Origin of the sequence: Siculibacillus lacustris (assembly GCF_004328075.1) — a bacterium.
GTDB lineage: Bacteria > Pseudomonadota > Alphaproteobacteria > Rhizobiales > Ancalomicrobiaceae > Siculibacillus > Siculibacillus lacustris.
In genome coordinates this window covers 16,722-36,020 of sequence record NZ_SJFN01000001.1, presented here as the reverse complement: position 1 = coordinate 36,020, position 19,299 = coordinate 16,722, and the positions used below count along the sequence as shown (strand labels likewise).

General features: G+C 71.0%; 19 protein-coding genes. 16 read left to right on the top strand and 3 right to left on the bottom strand.

Annotation, left to right across the window (positions count from 1 at the left end; genetic code table 11):
- Positions 1–4 precede the first annotated feature (4 nt).
- The 5 genes from EYW49_RS00170 to EYW49_RS00150 are packed head-to-tail and all read left to right on the top strand — an operon-like array spanning position 5 to position 4,757.
- A complete protein-coding gene (locus tag EYW49_RS00170; protein ID WP_131304703.1) occupies positions 5–976 on the top strand; it encodes an ABC transporter permease in 972 nt (323 codons plus the stop codon).
- On the top strand, positions 976–1,854 hold the full coding sequence (locus tag EYW49_RS00165; RefSeq protein WP_131304701.1) for an ABC transporter permease: 879 nt from the start codon (positions 976–978) through the stop codon (positions 1,852–1,854). The genes EYW49_RS00170 and EYW49_RS00165 overlap by 1 nt, the downstream gene beginning before the upstream one ends.
- Positions 1,851–2,828, top strand: a complete 978-nt coding sequence (locus EYW49_RS00160) for an ABC transporter ATP-binding protein (protein ID WP_131304700.1) — start codon at positions 1,851–1,853, stop codon at positions 2,826–2,828. The genes EYW49_RS00165 and EYW49_RS00160 overlap by 4 nt, the downstream gene beginning before the upstream one ends.
- Positions 2,825–3,874, top strand: a complete 1,050-nt coding sequence (locus EYW49_RS00155) for an ABC transporter ATP-binding protein (protein ID WP_131304698.1) — start codon at positions 2,825–2,827, stop codon at positions 3,872–3,874. Before EYW49_RS00160 ends, EYW49_RS00155 begins: the two co-directional genes overlap by 4 nt.
- Before the next feature lie 4 nt (positions 3,875–3,878).
- Positions 3,879–4,757, top strand: a complete 879-nt coding sequence (locus EYW49_RS00150) for a polysaccharide deacetylase family protein (protein WP_131304696.1) — start codon at positions 3,879–3,881, stop codon at positions 4,755–4,757.
- Between the two features lie 81 nt (positions 4,758–4,838).
- Here the strand turns inward: EYW49_RS00150 and EYW49_RS00145 are convergent, their stop codons facing one another.
- Positions 4,839–5,693, bottom strand: coding sequence for a D-amino-acid transaminase (locus EYW49_RS00145; RefSeq protein ID WP_131304694.1), 855 nt, complete (start codon positions 5,691–5,693; stop codon positions 4,839–4,841).
- 310 nt (positions 5,694–6,003) lie between these two features.
- On the opposite strand from EYW49_RS00145, the gene EYW49_RS00140 reads away from it, so the two are divergent.
- The 10 genes from EYW49_RS00140 to EYW49_RS00095 all read left to right on the top strand — a co-directional run bounded on the left by EYW49_RS00140 (position 6,004) and on the right by EYW49_RS00095 (position 16,032).
- Positions 6,004–6,906: a MurR/RpiR family transcriptional regulator gene (locus EYW49_RS00140; RefSeq protein ID WP_228259369.1), complete on the top strand. Its 903-nt coding sequence runs from the start codon at positions 6,004–6,006 to the stop codon at positions 6,904–6,906.
- Positions 6,903–8,783, top strand: a complete 1,881-nt coding sequence (locus EYW49_RS00135) for an ABC transporter ATP-binding protein (protein ID WP_131304690.1) — start codon at positions 6,903–6,905, stop codon at positions 8,781–8,783. The genes EYW49_RS00140 and EYW49_RS00135 overlap by 4 nt, the downstream gene beginning before the upstream one ends.
- Before the next feature lie 26 nt (positions 8,784–8,809).
- Positions 8,810–10,336: a glutathione ABC transporter substrate-binding protein gene (locus EYW49_RS00130; protein WP_131304688.1), complete on the top strand. Its 1,527-nt coding sequence runs from the start codon at positions 8,810–8,812 to the stop codon at positions 10,334–10,336.
- A gap of 70 nt (positions 10,337–10,406) precedes the next feature.
- Entirely contained in the window at positions 10,407–11,327 is a 921-nt protein-coding gene (gene gsiC, locus EYW49_RS00125) for a glutathione ABC transporter permease GsiC (protein ID WP_131304686.1), read from the top strand.
- The gene (locus tag EYW49_RS00120) at positions 11,324–12,208 is read left to right on the top strand and encodes an ABC transporter permease subunit (protein ID WP_131304684.1); all 885 of its coding nucleotides are present in this window, start codon (positions 11,324–11,326) and stop codon (positions 12,206–12,208) included. Before gsiC ends, EYW49_RS00120 begins: the two co-directional genes overlap by 4 nt.
- A 1-nt stretch (position 12,209) precedes the next feature.
- Positions 12,210–13,283, top strand: a complete 1,074-nt coding sequence (locus EYW49_RS00115) for a DmpA family aminopeptidase (RefSeq protein WP_131304682.1) — start codon at positions 12,210–12,212, stop codon at positions 13,281–13,283.
- Entirely contained in the window at positions 13,280–14,098 is an 819-nt protein-coding gene (locus EYW49_RS00110) for a M55 family metallopeptidase (protein ID WP_131304680.1), read from the top strand. Before EYW49_RS00115 ends, EYW49_RS00110 begins: the two co-directional genes overlap by 4 nt.
- Before the next feature lie 32 nt (positions 14,099–14,130).
- The gene (locus EYW49_RS00105) at positions 14,131–15,072 is read left to right on the top strand and encodes an isoaspartyl peptidase/L-asparaginase family protein (protein ID WP_131304678.1); all 942 of its coding nucleotides are present in this window, start codon (positions 14,131–14,133) and stop codon (positions 15,070–15,072) included.
- Between the two features lie 138 nt (positions 15,073–15,210).
- Positions 15,211–15,513, top strand: coding sequence for a putative quinol monooxygenase (locus tag EYW49_RS00100; protein ID WP_131304676.1), 303 nt, complete (start codon positions 15,211–15,213; stop codon positions 15,511–15,513).
- Between the two features lie 72 nt (positions 15,514–15,585).
- Positions 15,586–16,032 carry a type II 3-dehydroquinate dehydratase gene (locus EYW49_RS00095; protein WP_131304674.1) on the top strand — a complete coding sequence of 149 codons (447 nt, stop codon included), beginning with the start codon at positions 15,586–15,588 and terminating at the stop codon, positions 16,030–16,032.
- Between the two features lie 45 nt (positions 16,033–16,077).
- Here the strand turns inward: EYW49_RS00095 and EYW49_RS00090 are convergent, their stop codons facing one another.
- Positions 16,078–17,109, bottom strand: coding sequence for an aldo/keto reductase (locus tag EYW49_RS00090; RefSeq protein ID WP_131304672.1), 1,032 nt, complete (start codon positions 17,107–17,109; stop codon positions 16,078–16,080).
- 94 nt (positions 17,110–17,203) lie between these two features.
- Between EYW49_RS00090 and EYW49_RS00085 the strand changes: the two genes are divergently transcribed.
- Positions 17,204–18,142 carry a LysR family transcriptional regulator gene (locus EYW49_RS00085; RefSeq protein ID WP_323052973.1) on the top strand — a complete coding sequence of 313 codons (939 nt, stop codon included), beginning with the start codon at positions 17,204–17,206 and terminating at the stop codon, positions 18,140–18,142.
- Positions 18,143–18,152: 10 nt separating this feature from the next.
- Here the strand turns inward: EYW49_RS00085 and EYW49_RS00080 are convergent, their stop codons facing one another.
- Complete coding sequence (locus EYW49_RS00080) at positions 18,153–19,298, bottom strand: glycerate kinase (protein ID WP_131304670.1); 1,146 nt, start codon at positions 19,296–19,298, stop codon at positions 18,153–18,155.
- Position 19,299 lies beyond the last annotated feature (1 nt).

The following is a 19,299-nucleotide window of genomic DNA, read 5'->3' as shown; positions in this document are numbered from 1 at the left end:
CGGGATGGCCGGGTTCGTACTCCAGAGATTGATGCAGGCGGTGGTCGTCATGCTGGTGATGTCGGCCCTCGTCTTCGTCGGGGTCTACGCCATCGGCAACCCGATCGACGTGCTGATCTCGCCCGATGCCACCCAGGACATCCGCGCCGCGACGATCGCCCGCTACGGCCTCGATCTGCCGCTGTGGGAGCAGTATTTCGCCTTCCTCGGCCGGGTGCTCAGCGGCGACTTCGGCACCTCCTTCGTCTACGGCATTCCGGTGACCCAGCTGATCCTGACCCGCCTGCCGGCGACCCTGGAACTGACCCTCACCGCGATCTTCGGCGCCACCCTGGTCGGCGTGCCGCTCGGCATGTACGCCGGCTATCGACCCGACCGGATCTTCTCCCGGGTGGTCATGGGCCTGTCGATCCTCGGCTTCTCGGTGCCGACCTTCTGGATCGGCCTGGTCCTGATCTTCGTCTTCGCGGTCGATCTCGGCTGGCTGCCCGCCGGCGGCCGCGGCGAGACGGTGAGCCTGTTCGGAGTCGAATGGAGTTTCCTGACCCTCGACGGCCTGCGCCACATGCTGCTGCCGGCGCTCAACCTGTCGCTGTTCAAATTCGCCATGATGGTCCGGCTCGCCCGCTCCGGCACCCGCGAGACTATGTCGAGCGACGTCGTCAAGTTCGCCCGTGCCGCCGGCCTGTCGGAATGGACGGTGCTGAGCCGCCACGTCCTGCGCCTGATCGCCATCCCCATCGTCACCGTGTTCGGTCTCGAGCTCGCCTCGACGCTGGCCTTCGCGGTGGTCACCGAGACGATCTTCTCCTGGCCGGGCCTCGGCAAGCTGGTGATCGAGTCGATCACCGCCCTCGATCGCCCGGTGATGGTCGCCTATCTGGTGATCGTCTCCTTCGTGTTCATCGCCATCAACCTCTCGGTCGATCTCGCCTATGCGGCGCTCGATCCGCGCCTGAGCAAGGGTCGCTCGTGATGGACACCTCGACCCCGCTGCGCCGCTTCCTCGCCGAATTCCTGGAAAACCGCGTCGCCGTCGCCGCCGCGGTGGTGGTGGTGGTGATCCTGCTCTTGGCGATGTTCGCGCCGCTGGTGGCCCCCCAGGACCCTTACGACCTCTCGGGCCTGACCCTGCGCGACGCCCGCCGTCCGCCCGGCTTCGTCGGCTCGACCGGCATCCACCACCTCCTCGGCACCGACGCCCAGGGCCGCGACCTGCTGTCGGCGATCCTCTACGGCCTCCGGATCTCGCTCGAGATGGGGCTCGCCGCCGGGGCGCTGGCCTTCGTCATCGGCGCCCTGCTCGGCACCGGCGCGGCCTATGCGGGGGGGCGCATCGAATCGCTGATCATGCGCATCGTCGATCTGCAACTGTCGTTTCCGGCGATCCTGCTCGCCTTCGTCCTCGCCGCGCTGCTCGGTCAGGGCCGCGGGCCGCTGATCACCGCCCTGGTCGCCGCGCAATACGCCTATTTCGCCCGCACCGCCCACGGCTCGGCGGCGGCCGAACGCCAGAAGGACTATGTCGAGGCGGCGCTGTCGATCCCGCTGTCGGCGCCGCGGGTGGTGCTGCGCCACATCCTGCCCAACTGCCTGCCGCCGCTGATCGTCGTCGCCACCGTCCAGGTCGCCGCCGCGGTGTCGCTGGAGGCGACCCTGTCCTTCCTCGGCGTCGGCCTGCCGCCGACCGAGCCCTCCCTCGGCATGCTGATCGCCAACGGCTTCCAGTACATGCTCTCGGGCCGCTACTGGATCTCGATCTATCCCGGCGTCGCGCTGATCATCCTGATCGTCGCCATCAATCTGGTCGGCGACCAGTTGCGCGACCAACTCAATCCGAGGCTGAAGCGATGACCGGACCGATCCTGCGCGTCCGCGACCTGACCACCCGCTTCCGCTCGCGTGCCGGCACCGTCACCGTCGTCGACGGCGTGTCCTTCACCCTCGATCGCGGCGAGGTTCTCGGCCTCGTCGGCGAGTCGGGATCGGGCAAGTCGATGACCGGCTTCTCGTTGATCGGTCTGGTCGACGAGCCCGGCCGGGTCGAGCCGACCGCGTCGGTCGAACTCGACGGCCGCGAGCTGGTCGGCTTGGCCGAGCCCGAGATGCGCGCCCTGCGCGGCCGCCGCATCTCGATGGTGTTCCAGGATCCGATGATGACCCTGAACCCGGTGCTGTCGATCGGCGACCAGATGGGCCTGGTGATCGCCGCCCATCACCGCATGAGCCGCGCCGACATGGCGACCCGCGCCGCCGAGGCCCTGACCCGGGTCGGCATCCCCGAGGCCCGCGCCCGGCTCGACGCCTATCCCCACCAGTTCTCCGGCGGCATGCGCCAGCGCGTCGCCATCGCCATCGCCATCCTCAACCACCCCGCGGTGATCATCGCCGACGAGCCGACCACCGCGCTCGACGTGTCGATCCAGGCGCAGATCCTGGTCGAGCTGCAGCGGCTGGCCCGCGAGGACGGCACCGCGATGATCTGGATCAGCCACGATCTGGCGACCGTCTCGACCGTCGCCGACCGCGTCGCGGTGATGTACGCCGGCCGCATCGTCGAGCACGGCCCGACCACCGCGGTCCTGTCGCGGCCGCGCCATCCCTATACACGCGGCCTGCTCGACTCGCTGCCGTCGCGCGGCGAGCCCGGCCACGACCTCGCCCAGATCCCCGGCGCACCGCCGTCGCTCGCCGCCCTGCCGCCCGGCTGTGCCTTCGCCCCGCGGTGCGGCCATGCCGACGCCGCCTGCGGCGTGGCGCCGCCGGCGACCGAGGTGGGGCCGCGCGGCTGGCGTTGCCACCATCCGCTCGAGGAGGCCCGCCGATGACCCTCGCCCCGCCCGCCGGCGTCGCCGCCGAGGCCTTCGTGGTGCTCGACAAGGTCGGCAAGATCTTCGCGCCGCAGATCTCGCTCGCCGAGGAACTCCTCGCCCATCTCGGCGCCGGCCTCGATCGCCGGGTGCTGCACGCCGTCGACGGCGTCGATCTGACCATCGCCAAGGGTGAAGCTCTGGGGCTGGTCGGCGAATCCGGCTGCGGCAAGTCGACCCTCGGCCGCATCCTCGCCGGCATCCACCGCGCCAGCGAAGGCCGGGTGCGCATCGACGGCCGGCCGGTCACCGACGCCGCCGGCCGCAAGACCACCACCCGCGTCCAGACCGTGTTCCAGGATCCCTTCGCCTCGCTGGATCCGCGCATGACCGTCGGCGAGACGATCTCCGAGGGGCCGATCGCCCATGGCTTCGTCGAGCGCCGCGCCGCGCAGGCCCATGTCGCCGAATGGCTGCTCCGGGTCGGCCTCGATCCGGCCTTCGCCCGCCGTTTCCCCCACCAGTTCTCCGGCGGCCAGCGCCAACGTGTGGCCATCGCCCGGGCGCTCGCCATGCGTCCCGACGTGCTGGTCTGCGACGAGCCGGTCGCCTCGCTCGACGTCTCGATCCAGGCGCAGATCGTCAATCTGTTCCTGAAACTGCGGCGCGACCTCGGCCTGACGCTGTTGTTCATCAGCCACGATCTCGGCGTGGTCCGCCATCTCTGCGACCGCGTGGCGATCATGTATCTCGGCCGCATCGTCGAAGTCGGCACCGCGGCGGAGGTCTACGGCCATCCGCGCCACCCCTACACCCGCGCCCTGCTCGACAGCGTGCCGCGCCTGCGCCTCGATCCCGACGCCGCCGGCGGGGTCTCGCCGATCAGCGGCGAATTGCCCTCGCCCCTGGCGCCGCCGCCGGGCTGCCACTTCCATCCGCGCTGTCCGTTGGCCGAGGCGCGCTGCCGCGTCGAACGCCCGCTGTTGCGCCGCCTCGCCGACGGCCGCGACGTCGCCTGCCATCTGGCGACCGACGCTCCCCCCCACGTCCCGCATGGAGGTTGATCCGATGGAACCCTGGCAATGGCCGGAAGAGGAATGGCGCGCCCGCGTCGCCAAGGTGCGGGCCGGCCGCTCGCTGAAGCCGAAGGCCTGGCCGGGCGGCAAGCGCTGCGCCGTCGCCCTGTCCTTCGACAGCGACCACGAGACCAACGAGTTGCGCGACGGCGGCAAGTCCTTCGGGCGCCTGTCCTGGGGCGAATACGGCGCCAGGGTCGGCGTGCCGAAGATCCTCGATCTCTTGGGCCGGGAGAGCATCCCGGCGACCTTCTTCGTGCCGGCGGTCTCGGCCCTGCTCCACCCCGACGAACAGCGCCGGGTGATCGCCGAGGGCCACGAGATCGGCCTGCACGGCTGGATCCACGAGCTCAACACCGCCCTGCCGGAAGCCGACGAACGCGAGTTGCACTTCCGCGCCGCCGACACGCTGGAAAAGATCACCGGGGTGCGCCCGGTCGGCATGCGCACCCCGTCCTGGGACTTCTCGCCGGCGACCCTGAAGATCGAGCGCGAGCTCGGCCTGCTCTACGACAGCTCGCTGATGGCCGACGACGACCCCTACGAGATCGTCGAAAACGGCGAGCCCACCGGCATCGTCGAACTGCCGGTCGAATGGATCCGCGACGACGCGGTCTATTTCAACATGAACCGCTTCCAGGCGCTGCGCCCCTATACCGCGCCCTCGACGGTGGCCGAGATCTTCCGTCGCGAATTCGACGGCGCGGCCGCCGCTGGCGGGCTGTTCCTGCTGACCATGCATCCGCACGTCATCACCTACCGCTCGCGCTTCTTCATCCTCGAGGAGCTGATCGCCCACATCAAGGCGACCGGCGACGTGTGGTTCGCCACCCATGCCGAGATCGCCGCCTGGGTTCGCGACAACGCCTGACGCGGCCGGGCGAGGCCCCGAAAGACGACGGCCCCGGCGTTGCCGCCGGGGCCGGGATCCGAGGTCGTTCGCGAGCCTCGCTCACACCGCGGTGGCGCGGGCGAAGGCGATGTAGAGTTCGCGCAGACGGGTGGCGACCGGGCCGGGCTGGCCGGTGCCGACCGGGCGGCCGTCGATGGTGACGATCGGATAGACGAAGCTCGACGCCGAGGTCATGAAGGCTTCCGACGCGGCGAAGGCCTCGTCGACCGAGAAGGCCCGTTCCTCGAGCCGGATCGATCCTTCCGCGGCCAGCGCCAGCAGCGCCTTGCGGGTACAGCCGGGCAGGATCGCCGTCGAGTTCGGCCGGGTCACCACGGTGCCGTCGGCGGTGACGATGAACGCCGTCGACGAGCCGCCTTCGGTGACGAAGCCGTCGCGGGTCATCCAGGCCTCGGCGCAGCCGGCCTCGTGCGCCGCCTGTTTGGCCAGCACCTGGGCGAGCAGCGCCACGCTCTTGATGTCGCAGCGCCCCCAGCGCAGGTCGGGCACCAGCTTGACCGCGACCCCGGTCTTGGCGGCCGGCGACTCGATGATGTTCTTGGCCTGGGTGAACAGGAACAGCGTCGGGGTGGCGCCCTCGGGGAAGTGGAAGTCGCGATCGGCGACGCCGCGGGTCACCTGGATGTAGACCACGCCGTCGGCGAGCCCGTTGCGGGCGATCAGCTCGCGCTGGATCTCGACCAGACGCGGTAGCGACACCGGCAGGGCCAGCGAAATCTCGCCGACCGACCGTTCGAGCCGCGCCAGATGGCTGTCGTTGTCGATCAATTTGCCGTCGAGCACCGCCGAGACCTCGTAGATGCCGTCGGCGAACAGGAAGCCGCGGTCGAGCACCGACACGCGGGCCTCCCCGAGGGGCACGAAGTCTCCGTTGAGATAGGCGATCCGGTTCAAGGCGAAGCTCCCGGGCGGGCGCGATCCCCCTGCGTCGTTCGGACGCGTGGGGCCGGCGGGTGACGGACGGGAGGCGACGGGCGGCGACGCCTCCGGCAAACGCGGAGCCTAATACGCGGGCGGGGCCGGGCCCAAGCCCGGATTCGGGGCGGGTGCCATGCATTGTGCGGAGAGGCGGCTCGCTCGACGCCGCCGCTGCCCGGCGGCCCAATTCTCAGGCGGGACAGAGAAAAATTTCATTGCAAGGCCGCGCGATCTGACCGAGATATTTTCACCGCCGACCGGACACGCAGGAGGACCCTCGGTGCCGATGTCCCCGCTGTTGTCGTTGATCGCCTCGCGCCGCGCCGACCTGACGCCTCAGCAGGGGCGGATCGCCGACTACGTCGCGGGTCATCCGGTCCAGACGGCGACCATGGGCATCGAGGAACTGGCCTTCGCCGCCGGCGTCTCGGTGGCCACCGTCAACCGCTTCGCCCGCGGCCTCGGGCTCGACGGGTTCGCCGCCTTCCGCCTCCTGGCGGTCGCCGGTTTCCGCCGGATCATGTCGCCGGTCGAAAAGCTCGAGGCGCAGGCCGATCGTCTCGGCGACGATGGTTTCGTCGTCGCCGCTTCGCTGGAGGCCGCCGGCGCCAACCTGCGCGAGGCCGGGGCGAGCCTCGATCTCGCCACCTGGGTGCGGGCCGCCGAAGCGGTCGCCGAGGCCCGGCGGGTCTATTTCCTCGGTTTCGGCCTGTCGGCGGCGCTGGTCGACCTGTTCGCCGACATGATCGGTCCGTTCTGCCGCGCCTCGGTGGTGCTCGACGGTCACGGCGGCCAGGAGCGCATCCTGCGCCGCACCCTCGACGTCGGCCCCGAGGACGTGGTGATCGCCGTCACCCTGCCGCGCTATTCCCGTGCGACCCTCGACCATGCCGCGGCGCTGCGCGCCCAGGGCGCCACGGTGATCGGCTTCACCGATGCCCGCGCCGCGCCGCTCGCCGCCCTCGCCGATCTGGTGCTCGTCGCCTCCGCCCAGCATCCGCTGCTGCACGCCTCGCCGACCGCGGTGGTCGGGCTGTTCGAGGCCTTCGCGGCCCTGCTCACCGCCCGTCGCCGCAGCACCGCGGCGGAAGCCGAGCTCTCCCGTCGCATCTCGCCCCATCTGTGGGTCGAGGACATCGAAGCCTTCGGCCCAGGTGCCGCCCCGGACTCCACGAGGTTCCGCGAATGACCCTTTCCGCCGCCGCGTCCCCCGCGCCGACGCCCCTCGTCCAGGTCCGCGGCCTGACGGTGGAATTCGCCACCGAAGAGGGGGCCTTGCGCGCCGTCGACGGGCTCGATTTCCACATCGATCCCGGCGAGACCCTGGCGGTGGTCGGCGAGAGCGGCTCCGGCAAGTCGGTGACCTCGCTCGCCCTGATGCGGCTGGTCGAATTCGGCGGTGGCCGGATCTCCGCCGGTTCGATCCTGTTCGACGGCAGCACGGGCCGGCGCGACCTCGCCGCCGAGCCGCTCGAAGCGATGAACGGCATCCGCGGCAACGAGATCGCCATGATCTTCCAGGAGCCGATGACCTCGCTCAATCCGGTGTTCACCATCGGCGAGCAGATCGCCGAAGCGGTGCGCCTGCACCAGGGCGCCAACGACCGCGACGCCCGCGCCGAGGCGCTGCGGATGCTGGAGAAGGTCCGCATCCCCGAGGCCCGCGGTCTGCTCGACCGCCACCCGCACCAGCTCTCCGGCGGCATGCGCCAGCGGGTGATGATCGCCATGGCGCTGGCCTGCCGGCCGAAGCTCCTGGTCGCCGACGAACCGACCACCGCCCTCGACGTCACCATCCAGGCCCAGATCCTGCGGCTCATCCGGATCCTCCAGGAAGAGATGGGCATGGCGGTGATGTTCATCACCCACGACATGGGCGTGGTCGCCGAAGTCGCCGACCGGGTCCTGGTGATGCATCGGGGCAAGAAGGTCGAAGAAGGCAGCGCCACCGAGATCTTCGCGCGCCCCCGCCATCCCTATACCCGCGCCCTGCTCTCCGCCGTGCCGCGCCTCGGCGCACTCGCCGGCGAGACCTTGCCGCGCCGCTTCCCGCTGGTGGTGATCGAGGACGGCGCCGCCGGCGTCGCCGGCTCGACCACCCAGTCGCCGCCGCAGGACACCGTCCGCGGCGACAGGCCCCTGCTCGAGGTCGGCGACCTCACCACCCGCTTCGACGTCCGCAAAGGCCTGTTCGGCGGCCTGACCGGCCGCGTCCACGCCGTCGAGCAGGTGTCCTTCGACCTGCGCGCCGGCGAGACCCTGGCACTGGTCGGGGAGAGCGGCTGCGGCAAGTCGACCACCGGCCGCACCATCATGCAGCTCCAGACGGCGACCTCGGGCCGCATCGCCTTCAAGGGTCGCGACATCTTCGCGATGGCCCCGGCCGAGCGGCGGCGGCTGCGCCAGAAGATCCAATACGTCTTCCAGGACCCCTTCGCCTCGCTCGATCCGCGTCTCACCGTCGGCTTCTCGATCGCCGAACCGCTGTTGACCCACGAGCTGGTGCCGCGCGCCGAGATCGACGACCGGGTCGCCGCCCTGCTCGCCGACGTCGGCCTGCTACCCGAACACGCCAAGCGCTACCCTTACGAATTCTCCGGCGGCCAACGTCAGCGCCTGTGCATCGCCCGCGCACTCGCCTGCGAGCCGGAACTGCTGATCGCCGACGAAGCGGTCGCCGCGCTCGACGTCTCGATCCAGGCCCAGATCGTCAACCTCTTGATGGAACTGCAGGAAAAGCGCGGCCTCGCCTATGTCTTCATCAGCCACGACATCGCCGTGGTCGAGCGGGTCAGCCACCGCGTGGCGGTGATGTATCTCGGCCAGATCGTCGAGATCGGCCCGCGCATCGCGGTCTTCGAGAACCCCCAGCACGCCTATACCCGCCGCTTGATGGCGGCCGTCCCGATCGCCGACCCGACCCGTCGCGACCGCGATCGACCGATGCTCGAGGGCGAGATCCCCAGCCCGATCCGCCGTCTCGACGATCTCCCCGTGGTTCGCCCCCTGGTCGAGGTCGCACCCGGACACTTCGTCGCCCGTCACCCGATCGGCGACTTCACCTGACGCGAGAAGAGAGAGGAAACCCCGCGATGCGTATCCGTGACCTTCTGGCCGCCGGCACTCTGGCGACCGTTCTCCTGCTGCCGGGTCTGGCTGCGGCCAAGACCCTGGTGGTCGGCGTGCCCGACAACATGACCGGCCTCGATCCGACCAACGTCAACGACACCCAGTCGCAGACGGCGATGCGGACGATCTATCAGGGCCTGTTCGGCTTCGACCACGACATGAAGCTGGTGCCGTTGCTCGCCGAGAGCTACGAGGCCAACGACACCGCCACCGAATTCGTCCTGCACCTGCGCAAGGGCGTGAAGTTCCACGACGGCACCGACTTCGACGCCACCGCGGTCAAGATCAACATCGAGCGCCTCGCCAATCCCGACAACAAGCTCTCCCGCCGCTCGCTGGTGGCGATGGTCGACCACGTCGACGTGATCGATGCCGCGACCGTCAAGATCATCCTCAAGACCCCGTTCGGCGCGATGATCAACTCGCTCGCCCATCCCGGCGCGATGATGCTGTCGCCCGCGGCGATCGAGAAGTACGGCAAGGACATCGGCCGCAACCCGGTCGGCACCGGCCCGTTCAAGTTCAAGCGCTGGGCCGCCGATGTGCTCGAAGTCGAGAAGTTCGACGGCTATTGGAAGAAGGGCTGGCCCAAGGTCGACGGCGTGACCTTCCGCTCGGTGCCGGAGAACGGCGCCCGCTTCGCCATGCTCCAGGCCGGCGAGATCCAGTACGCGGTGCCGTTCCCGTCCGAACTGGTCGCCGTCGCCGAGAAGATCCCGACCCTGTCGGTGGTCAAGGAACCGTCGATCGTCGAGTGGTACGTGGCGATCAACACCATGAAGAAGCCCTTCGACGATCTCCGCGTCCGCCAGGCGCTGAACCATGCGGTCGACAAGGTCGCCTATTGCAAGATCGTCTACACCGGCTTCTGCACCCCGGCGGATTCGGTCATCCCGCAGAAGCTCGGCTTCTACCAGAAGCAGCTGGAATTCGCCTTCGACGTCGCCAAGGCCAAGGCCCTGCTCGCCGACGCCGGCTTCCCGAACGGCTTCGAGGCGGAGATGTTCGCCAACAACAACACCAATGCGATCCGCGCCATGCAGTTCCTACAGCAGCAGTTCGCCCAGGTCGGTGTCAAGTTGACGGTCACCCCGCTCGAATCCGGCGTGATGGCCCAGAAGATCTGGTCGGTGCAGAAGCCCGAGGACGCCACCGTCCAGCTGCAGTACGGCGGCTGGTCGTCGTCGACCGGTGACGCCGACTGGGGTCTGCGCCCGCTGCTCTACGGCAAGAGCTTCCCGCCGGCGATGTACAACGTCGCCTACTACAAGAACGACAAGGTCGACGCGGCCATCGAGGGGGCGCTGGGCACCGCCGATCCGACCAAGCGCGCCGCCTTCTACGCCGAGGCGCAGAAGCTCGCCTGGGTCGATGCGCCGTGGGTCTATCTCGGGGTGATCGAGAACATCTCGGCCCAGTCGAAGTCGCTGTCCGGCGTCTACATGCTGCCCGACCGCGGCTTCGTGGTCGAAGACGCCGAACTCAAGTGAGACGCCGGGCCGCCGCCGGGGACACGTCCCGGCGGCGGCCCGCCCCACCCTTCGCGCCGCCGGAGCCGCCATGCTCGACTATCTCGTCCGTCGCATCCTCGGGACGATCCCCGTGATCCTGGTGATCTCGGTGGTGGTCTTCGCCTTCGTGCACCTCCTGCCCGGCGACCCCGCCCGGCTGGTCGCCGGCATGGACGCGACCCTCGAAGACGTCGCCGCGGTGCGCAAGTCGCTCGGCCTCGACGGACCGATCTGGGACCAGTACTGGCGCTTCCTGTCGCACGCCGTGCAGGGCGACTTCGGCATGTCGCTGAAGAGCCGCCGGCCGGTGATCACCGAGATCGGCGAACGCCTGATGCCGACCGTCTGGCTGACCGTCTTCGCGATGGTCTGGGCCACCGCCGCCGGCCTGCTGATCGGCGTCGCCTCCGCCGTCAAGCGCGGCCGCTGGCAGGACTGGGGCGGCATGTTCGTCGCCGTCTCCGGCATCTCCTTCCCGTCCTTCTGGCTCGGCCTGCTGATGATCGACCTGTTCTCGGTCCGCCTCGGCTGGCTGCCGACCGGCGGTTACGGCACCCCGGCCCATTTCGTGATGCCGTCCTTCACCCTCGGCCTCGGCGTCGCGGCGGTGATGGCCCGCTTCACCCGTTCCGCCTTCATCGAGATCGCCCGCGAGGACTACGTCCGCACCGCCCGCGCCAAGGGCGTGCCGGAGCAGACGGTGATCTGGAAGCACACCCTGCGAAATGCCCTGGTGCCGGTGATCACCATGGTCGGCCTGCAGTTCGGCTTTCTGCTCGGCGGTTCGATCGTCGTCGAGACGGTGTTCACCTGGCCCGGCCTCGGCCGGTTGCTGGTCGATTCGGTGGCCTATCGCGACTATCCGGTGATCCAGGCCGAGATCCTGCTGTTCTCGCTCGAATTCATCGTCATCAACCTCGCCGTCGACGTGCTCTACGCGCTCGCCAATCCGGAGATCCGCTTCAGATGACCGACGCGACCGTCGCTTCCCTCGCCGCCGAGGCCACCCGCACCCCGTTCGGAGAATTCTGGCGCCGTTTCCGCCGCCAGAAGGTCGCCCTCTTCGCCGGCCTGTTCCTCTGCGCGCTGATCGCCGTGGCGATCGCCGCGCCGTGGATCGTGCCCTTCGACCCCGTCGCCCCCGACTACGAGGCGGTGCTCGAGGGCGTCTCGGCCCGCCATTGGGCCGGCACCGACGCCTATGGCCGCGACGTCTTCTCGCGCATCGTCCACGGCGCCCGCATCTCGCTCGCCGTCGGCTTCCTGTCGGTCAGCCTCGGCAGCCTCGGCGGCGTCACCCTCGGGGTGATCTCCGGCTATTACGGCGGCCTCGTCGACAGCCTGATCATGCGCATCTGCGACGTGCTGCTGGCCTTCCCCGGCATCCTGCTGGCGATCGCCGTCATCGCCATCCTCGGCCCCGGCATCGACAACGTCATCTACGCCGTGGCGGTGTTCTCGGTGCCGGTGTTCGCCCGGCTCGCCCGCAGCTCGACCCTGTCGCTGAAACGCGCCGTCTACATCGACGCCGCTCGTGCCATCGGCGTCGCCGACCGGCTGATCATGGTCCGCCACCTGCTGCCCGGCGCGCTGCCCAACGTCGTGGTCTATTTCTCGATGCGCATCGGCACTTCGATCCTGACCGCCGCCAGCCTGTCGTTCATCGGCCTCGGCGCCCAGCCGCCGTCGCCGGAATGGGGTGCCATGCTCGCCGACGGCCGCAACTACATCGGCGTCGCCGACCACGTCACGCTGTTCCCCGGCCTCGCCATCTTCGTCACCGTGCTGGCCTTCAACCTGCTCGGCGACGGTCTGCGCGATGCGCTGGATCCCAAATTGAGGCGTCTGTGACATGGACGGCTCCCGCCCGGCCCGTGCCCGCGCCTTCGGTCTCGCCTGCGGCGACCTGCCGACCGGACCGTGCGACGCCATCACCGACGTCCCCGGCGTCGCCGTCGGCCATCGCACCCTGGTCGCCGGCGACGTCCGCACCGGCTTCACCGCGATCCGGCCCCACGACGGCGATCTCTTCGCCGAGAAACTGCCGGCCGCCGTCGAGGTCATCAACGGTTTCGGCAAGAGCCTCGGGTTGATGCAGGTGGCCGAGCTCGGCCAGCTCGAGACGCCGATCCTGCTCACCAATACCTTCGCCGTCGGCTGCGGCTTCGATGCCCTGGTCGGCCGGGCGCTCGCCGCCCATCCCGACATCGGCCGCGACACCGGCACCGTCAATCCGGTGGTGTTCGAGTGCAACGACGGCTGGCTGTCCGACATCCGCGCCCGCGCCCTCGGGGTCGCCGACGCCGAGGCCGCCCTCGATGCGGCGGCCGGCGGACCGGTCGCCGAAGGCGCGGTCGGCGCCGGCACCGGCATGAGCGCCTTCGGTTTCAAGGGCGGCATCGGCACCGCCTCGCGCCGTTTCGATCTCGACGGCACCGGTCTGACGCTCGGCGCCCTGGTGCTCGCCAATTTCGGCCGCGCCGGCGATCTGGTGCTGCCGGACGGCCGCCGGCCGCGGCCGCCCAGAGCGCCGCGCCGCCCGGCCGCGGTCGTCGACGCCGATCCGCCCGAGCGCGGTTCGGTGATCGTCGTGCTGGCCACCGACGTGCCGATGGACGGCCGCCAGTTGCGGCGGGTGGCGCAGCGGGCCGGCGTCGGCCTCGCCCGGCTCGGCGCCCATTGGGGCAACGGCAGCGGCGACGTCGCGCTGGCCGTCTCCACCGCCGAACGCATCCCCCATCGCGCGCCGACGGCGATCGCCACGCGCCGGGTGCTCGACGAAGCCCGTATCGATCTCCTGTTCCGCGCCGCCGCCGACGCCACCCAGGAGGCGGTCCTCAACGCCCTCCTCGCCGCCCCGGCGACCGGCGGCCGCGACGGTCATTTTCGCCCCTCGCTCGCCGATGTGCTGAAGGACAAGTCATGAAGATCTTCATTTCCGCCGACATCGAGGGCGTGGCGGGCGTCGTTTCTCCCCTCCAGGGCACGCCGGGCAATCCCGAATACGAACGCGCCCGCCGCCTGATGACCGACGAGGTCGACGCCGCGGTGGTCGGCGCCTTTCTCGGCGGGGCGACCGAGGTGGTGGTCAACGATTCCCACGGCTCGATGATCAACCTCCTGCCCGAGGCGCTCGATCCTCGCGCCGACCTGATCCTCGGCAAGCCCAAGCCCTTCAACATGGCCGCCGGGCTCGACCGCGCCTTCGATGCGATGTTCCTGGTCGGCCACCACGGCGCCGCCGGCGGCCGCGGCGTGCTCGCCCACACCACCAACGGCTTCGCCTTCCGCGCCGTCCGCCTCGCCGGCCGGCCGCTCGGCGAGCCCGGCATCTACGGCGCCTATGCCGGCACCCTCGGGGTGCCGGTGGCGCTGGTCACCGGCGACGACCGCACCGTCGAGGAGACGCGGCCGCTGTTCCCGGAGGCCGAGTTCGTGGCGGTGAAGACCGCGCTGGGCCACCGCGCCGCCCGCCAGATCTCGCCGGCCCGCGCCCGCACCGCGATCCGCGCCGCCGCCGCCGCCGCGGTCGCGCGCTGCCGGGCGATGGCGCCCTTCGTGGTGCCCGGCCCCTTCGTCGCCGAGTTCGAGATGAATTCCCCGGCGCTCGCCGATCTCGCCGCGGTGCTGCCGCCGGCCCGTCGCCTCGACGCCACCACCGTCGCCTTCGACTGCGCCGATGCCGCCGACGCCGTCGGTTGGATGAACGCGCTGTCCGCCCTCTCCGCCGCCCTGCGGTGATCCGCCCGTCCGTTCCGACCCTCGAGGTTCCGATGTCCGAAATTCCTCCCGTCCTCGCGCTGCACGGCGGTGCCGGCACCATCCGTCGCGCCGTCGTCACTCCCGATCGCGCCCGCGCCTACCACGCCGGCCTGCGCGCCGCCCTGGAGGCCGGCCACGCGGTGCTGCGCGCCGGCGGCGCCGCCCTCGACGCGGTCTGCGCGGCGGTGATGGCGCTCGAGGACGATCCGCAGTTCAACGCCGGCCGGGGTGCCGTCTATACCTCCGACCGCACCCAGGAGATGGATGCGGCGGTGATGGTCGGGGCGGATCGCCGCTGCGGCGCGGTCGCCGGCATCTTCGGGCCGCGCCACCCGGTGCTCGCCGCTCGCGCGGTGATGGAGACCACCGAGCACGTGCTGCTCACCGGCGAGGGGGCGCGGGCCTTCTGCCGCGACAGCGGTCTGGAAATGGCCGATCCCACGTGGTTCGCCACCGACGCCCGCCTCGCCGCCCTCGACGACGAACTCGCCCGCCGCGCCGCCGGCCTGTCCGGCGACGACGATCCGGCCCGCCGCCACGGCACCGTCGGGGCGGTCGCCCTCGACGCCCACGGCCATCTCGCCGCCGCCACCTCGACCGGCGGCATGACCGGCAAACGCCCCGGCCGGGTCGGCGACAGCCCGCTGATCGGCGCCGGCACCTGGGCCGACGACCGCACCTGCGCGATCTCGGCGACCGGTCACGGCGAGATCTTCGTCCGCTGGGCGGTCGGCCACGAGATCGACGCGCGCATGCGCCTGCTCGGCCAGTCGCTCGAAGAAGCCGCCCCGGCGGTGGTCGCCGAGATCGCCCCCTTCGGCGGGTCGGGCGGTCTGGTGGCGGTCGACGCCACCGGTGCGGTGTCGCTGCCCTACAACAGCGAGGGCATGTATCGCGCCTGGATCGGCCGCGACGGCGTCGCCCACAGCGCGATCTGGGACGACGTGCGGTGACCGGTCGCCCTCGCCGCACTCCCGTGGCGAGCCCTTGACTCGACCCGAGCGAGCCTGTCAGGTCGGGGCCGCGGAGCGCTCCGCAGGGCGCCGCGACGGTGCCCCGGCCGTTCCGTCTCCCAGACACGAGGAAGCCCCATGCTGCACGTAGTGGCGATCATCACCACCAAGCCCGGCCTGCGCGCCCAGGTCCTCGACCTGTTCCGGGCGCTCGTCCCGACCGTCCGCGCCGAGGCCGGCTGCATCGAATACGGCCCGACCGTCGACGCCGGCGTGCCGGGGCTCGCGACCTTCGGTCCCGACACCTTCGTGGTGATCGAGAAGTGGGAGAGCGCCGCTCATCTCGCCGCCCATGCCGCGGCCCCGCACATGGCCGCCTATGGCGCCGCGACCGCCGACATGATTGCCGCCCGCGCCGTCCACGCGCTGAACCCCGCCTGATCCCGGCCCGGCGGAGCGGCCCCGACCGGGCCGGTCCGCCGCCGCCGTTCCCAACCCGCGACGGAGAGCGACATGGCGAAGATCCTGGCGCTGCACGGCATCAACCACGACATGTTCGGCCGGCGCGATCCCGCCCAGTACGGCACCGCCACTCTCGCCGACATCTACGGCCGGATCGAAGCGCTCGCCGGCGAGCTCGGGGTCGAGGTCGAGAATTTCCAGAGCAATCACGAAGGCGTCTTCGTCGAGCGCATCCACCGCGCCCATCTCGAGGGCGTCGACGCGGTGATGGTCAACGCCGGCGCTTGGACCCATTACAGCTATGGCATCCGCGACGCCCTGGCGATCCTCACGGTGCCGATCGTCGAGGTCCACATGTCCAACGTCCACGCCCGCGAGACCTTCCGCCACACCTCGGTGATCTCGGCGATCGTCCGCGGCCAGATCGTCGGCTTCGGCGTCGAGTCCTATCTCCTGGCGCTGCGCGCCTGCGTGGCGATGATCGCCCCGGCGCCCTGAGGCGTCGACACCCCGAGGCGCCGGTCGGTCGTCGCGCCGGGCGGGTCAGCGCGGGCCCAGCGCTTCGACCATCGCCGGGTCGACCAGCCGGTCGATGAACCAGTTGGGATAGACCGGCGCCGGGGTCGTCGCCGCGTCGAGGGTGGCAATCGCCTCGGCCGACAGGGTCAGGTCGGCGGCGCCGAGATTGTCGGCGAGCTGCGACGGCCGCGATGCGCCGATCAGCACGCTCGACACGGCGCTCTTGGCCAACAGCCAGGCGATCGCCACCTGGGCGACGCTCGCCCCGTGCGCCGCGGCGATCCCCCGCATGGTCTCGACCAGCCGGAACCCCGCCGCCTTGTCGAAGGGCAGGATGTCGAAGCCCGAATAGCGGTTGGCCGGATCGTTCAGGGTCTCGGGCGTGTACTTGCCGGTCAGGAATCCGGAAGCGAGCGGGCTCCACACCGTCAGGCCGAGGCCGTAGCGCCGCATCATCGGGATCACGTCGCGTTCGACGTCGCGCCCGAGCAGCGAATAGTGCATCTGGCCGTGGCAGAATCGGGCGAGCCCACGTGCCTTCTGGATCTCCAGCGCCGCCGCGACCTTCCACGCCGACCAGTTGGAGAAGCCGAGATAGCGCACCTTGCCGGCCCGCACCACCGCGTCGAGCGCCTCCAGCGTCTCCTCGAGCGGCGTGTAGGGATCTTCCTTGTGGACCACATAGAGGTCGATCCGGTCGGTGCCGAGCCGCTTCAGACTGCCGTCGACCGACCACAGGATGTGGCGCCGCGACAGGCCGGCCCGGTTCAGCGGCGCGCCCATGCGGAAGCCGACCTTGGTGGTGATCACCACTTCGTCGCGCCGCGCGCCGAGCGCCCGCCCCAGCATCTCCTCGGACTGCCCGTCGGCATAGGCGTCGGCGGTGTCGAACAGGGTGATGCCGGCGTCGAGCGCCCGGCCGACCATCGCCTCCGCCTCGGCCGCCTCGGTCTTGTAGACCGCCGCCAGACCGGGATGGCCGGCGGTGAAGGTCATCGCCCCGAAGGCGAGCCGCGACACGATCAGACCGCTGTCTCCGAGGGTGGTGGTGCGCATGGGGATCCTCCTCGAGGGTGCCGCGGCGGGCCGCTCCCGCCGGACCCGCTCACCATCGCCCCTCGCATTGCGGAGATAAACCGCGCTAGACTGGATGAACCGCGAAGCAGGGCTTCATGATCCGATGCGCATCGACCCCTTCGACGGGCTGACCGAATTCCTCGCGGTCGCCGAACATCGCTCCTTCACCGCCGCCGCCGCGAGCCTCGGGGTCAGCCCGACCGCGGTCGGCCAGGCGATCCGCACCCTCGAGACCCGCCTCGGCGTGGCGCTGTTCGCCCGCACCACCCGCCGGGTCGGGCTGACCGAGGCCGGCGCCGCCTTCCTTGCCCGCCTCGGGCCGGCGGCCGGCGAAATCCGCGCCGCGGTCGAGGGGCTCGCCGGCTTCCGCGATCGGCCGATGGGTCGGTTGCGGCTGAGCGTGCCGCGGCTGGCGGTGTCCTTGGTACTGGCGCCGCTGCTGGCGCGGTTCCGCGCCGCCTGTCCCGACGTGACGCTCGAGATCGCCGTCGAGGACGGGACCCTCGACATCACCGAGAAGGGCTACGACGCCGGCATCCGCATCGGCGAATCGCTCGCCCGCGACATGATCGCCGTGGCCCTCACCGCCGACATCACCTGGACGGTGGTCGGTTCCCCGGCCTATTTCGCCGCCCACGGCCGACCGGCGGCGCCCGAAGATCTCGCCCGCCACGTGGCGCTGCGCTACCGCTTCCCGACCTCCGGCGCGGTCTATCGCTGGGAGTTCACTCGGCACGGCCGGGATCTGTCGATCGACGTGCCGGGGGCGATCACCCTCGACGACGCCGATCTGGCGCTGCGCCTGGCCGAGGCCGGGCAGGGCCTCACCTACCTGCCGCTCGGGCTGGTCGCCGACGCCGTCGCTGCCGGCCGGCTCGAGCGGGTGCTCACCGCCGACCTGCCGACCGGGCCGGGCCTCTACCTCTATTTTCCGGCGCGCGCCCAGACCCAGCCGAAACTCCGGGCCTTCGTCGACGTCGCCCGGCGCTTCGCCCGCGAGAGCGGCCGCTGAGGCGCGCCTCTCAGCGCGCGAGACTGCGGCCCAGCGCGATCGCCGCGGCGACGTTGCGCGCCGCGGTGCGGACGTTGACGGCGGCGTCGGCCAGCGCTTCGGCCACCGTGCAGGGCCGGCGCATCACCGCGAACACCGCGGCGATGTCGTGGCCATGGACCAGCTCCGAGCCGGTGCCGAGGCAGCCGGCGATGCCGATCACCGGCTTGCCGTGGCGGGCGGCGACCCGCGCCACGCCCATCGGCGTCTTGCCGTGCACCGTCTGGCCGTCGATCCGGCCTTCGCCGGTGATCACCAGATCGGCGTCGGCGACCGCCGCGTCGAGGCCGAGCGCGGTGGTGACGATTTCGGCCCCCGGCCGCAGGGTGGCGCCGAGGAAGGCGACCATCGCCGCGCCGAGGCCGCCGGCCGCACCGGCGCCGGGCAGATCGGCCACCGCCTTGCCGAGGTCGCGCTGGATGATGGCGGCATAGTGGGCGAGCGCCGCGTCGAGTTCGGCGACCATCGCCGGGGTCGCGCCCTTCTGCGGCCCGAAGGTCGCCGAAGCGCCGTGCGGCCCGGTCAGCGGATTGTCGACGTCGCAGGCGACTTCGATCCGGCACTCGGCGAGCCGCGGGTCGAGCCCGGCGACGTCGATGCGGGCGAGCGACGCGAGGCCGCCGCCGCCGCGGACGATCGCCCGGCCTTCGCCGTCGAGCAGACGTCCGCCCAGCGCTTCGACCATGCCGGCGCCGCCGTCGTTGGTGGCGCTGCCGCCGATGCCGATGATGAAGCGCCGCGAGCCCTGGTCGAGGGCGGCGCGGATCAGCTCGCCGACCCCGTAGGTGGTGGTGAGCAGCGGATTGCGCGCGTCCGGCGCGACCAGCGTCAGGCCGCTCGCCGCCGCCATCTCGATCACCGCGGTGCCGCCGTCGCCGGTCAGGCCCCAGCGTGCCACGACCGGTTGCCCGAGCGGGCCGGTCACCGGCGTGTCGATCGAGGTGCCGCCGGTCGCCGCGACCATCGCGTCGACCGTGCCCTCGCCGCCGTCGGCGACGGGGATGCGGACATAGACCGCATCGGGAAAGATCTCGCGGAATCCGGTTTCGATCTCCAGGGCCACCTCGAGCGCCGACAGGCTCTCCTTGTAGGAATCCGGCGCGATCACGATCTTCATG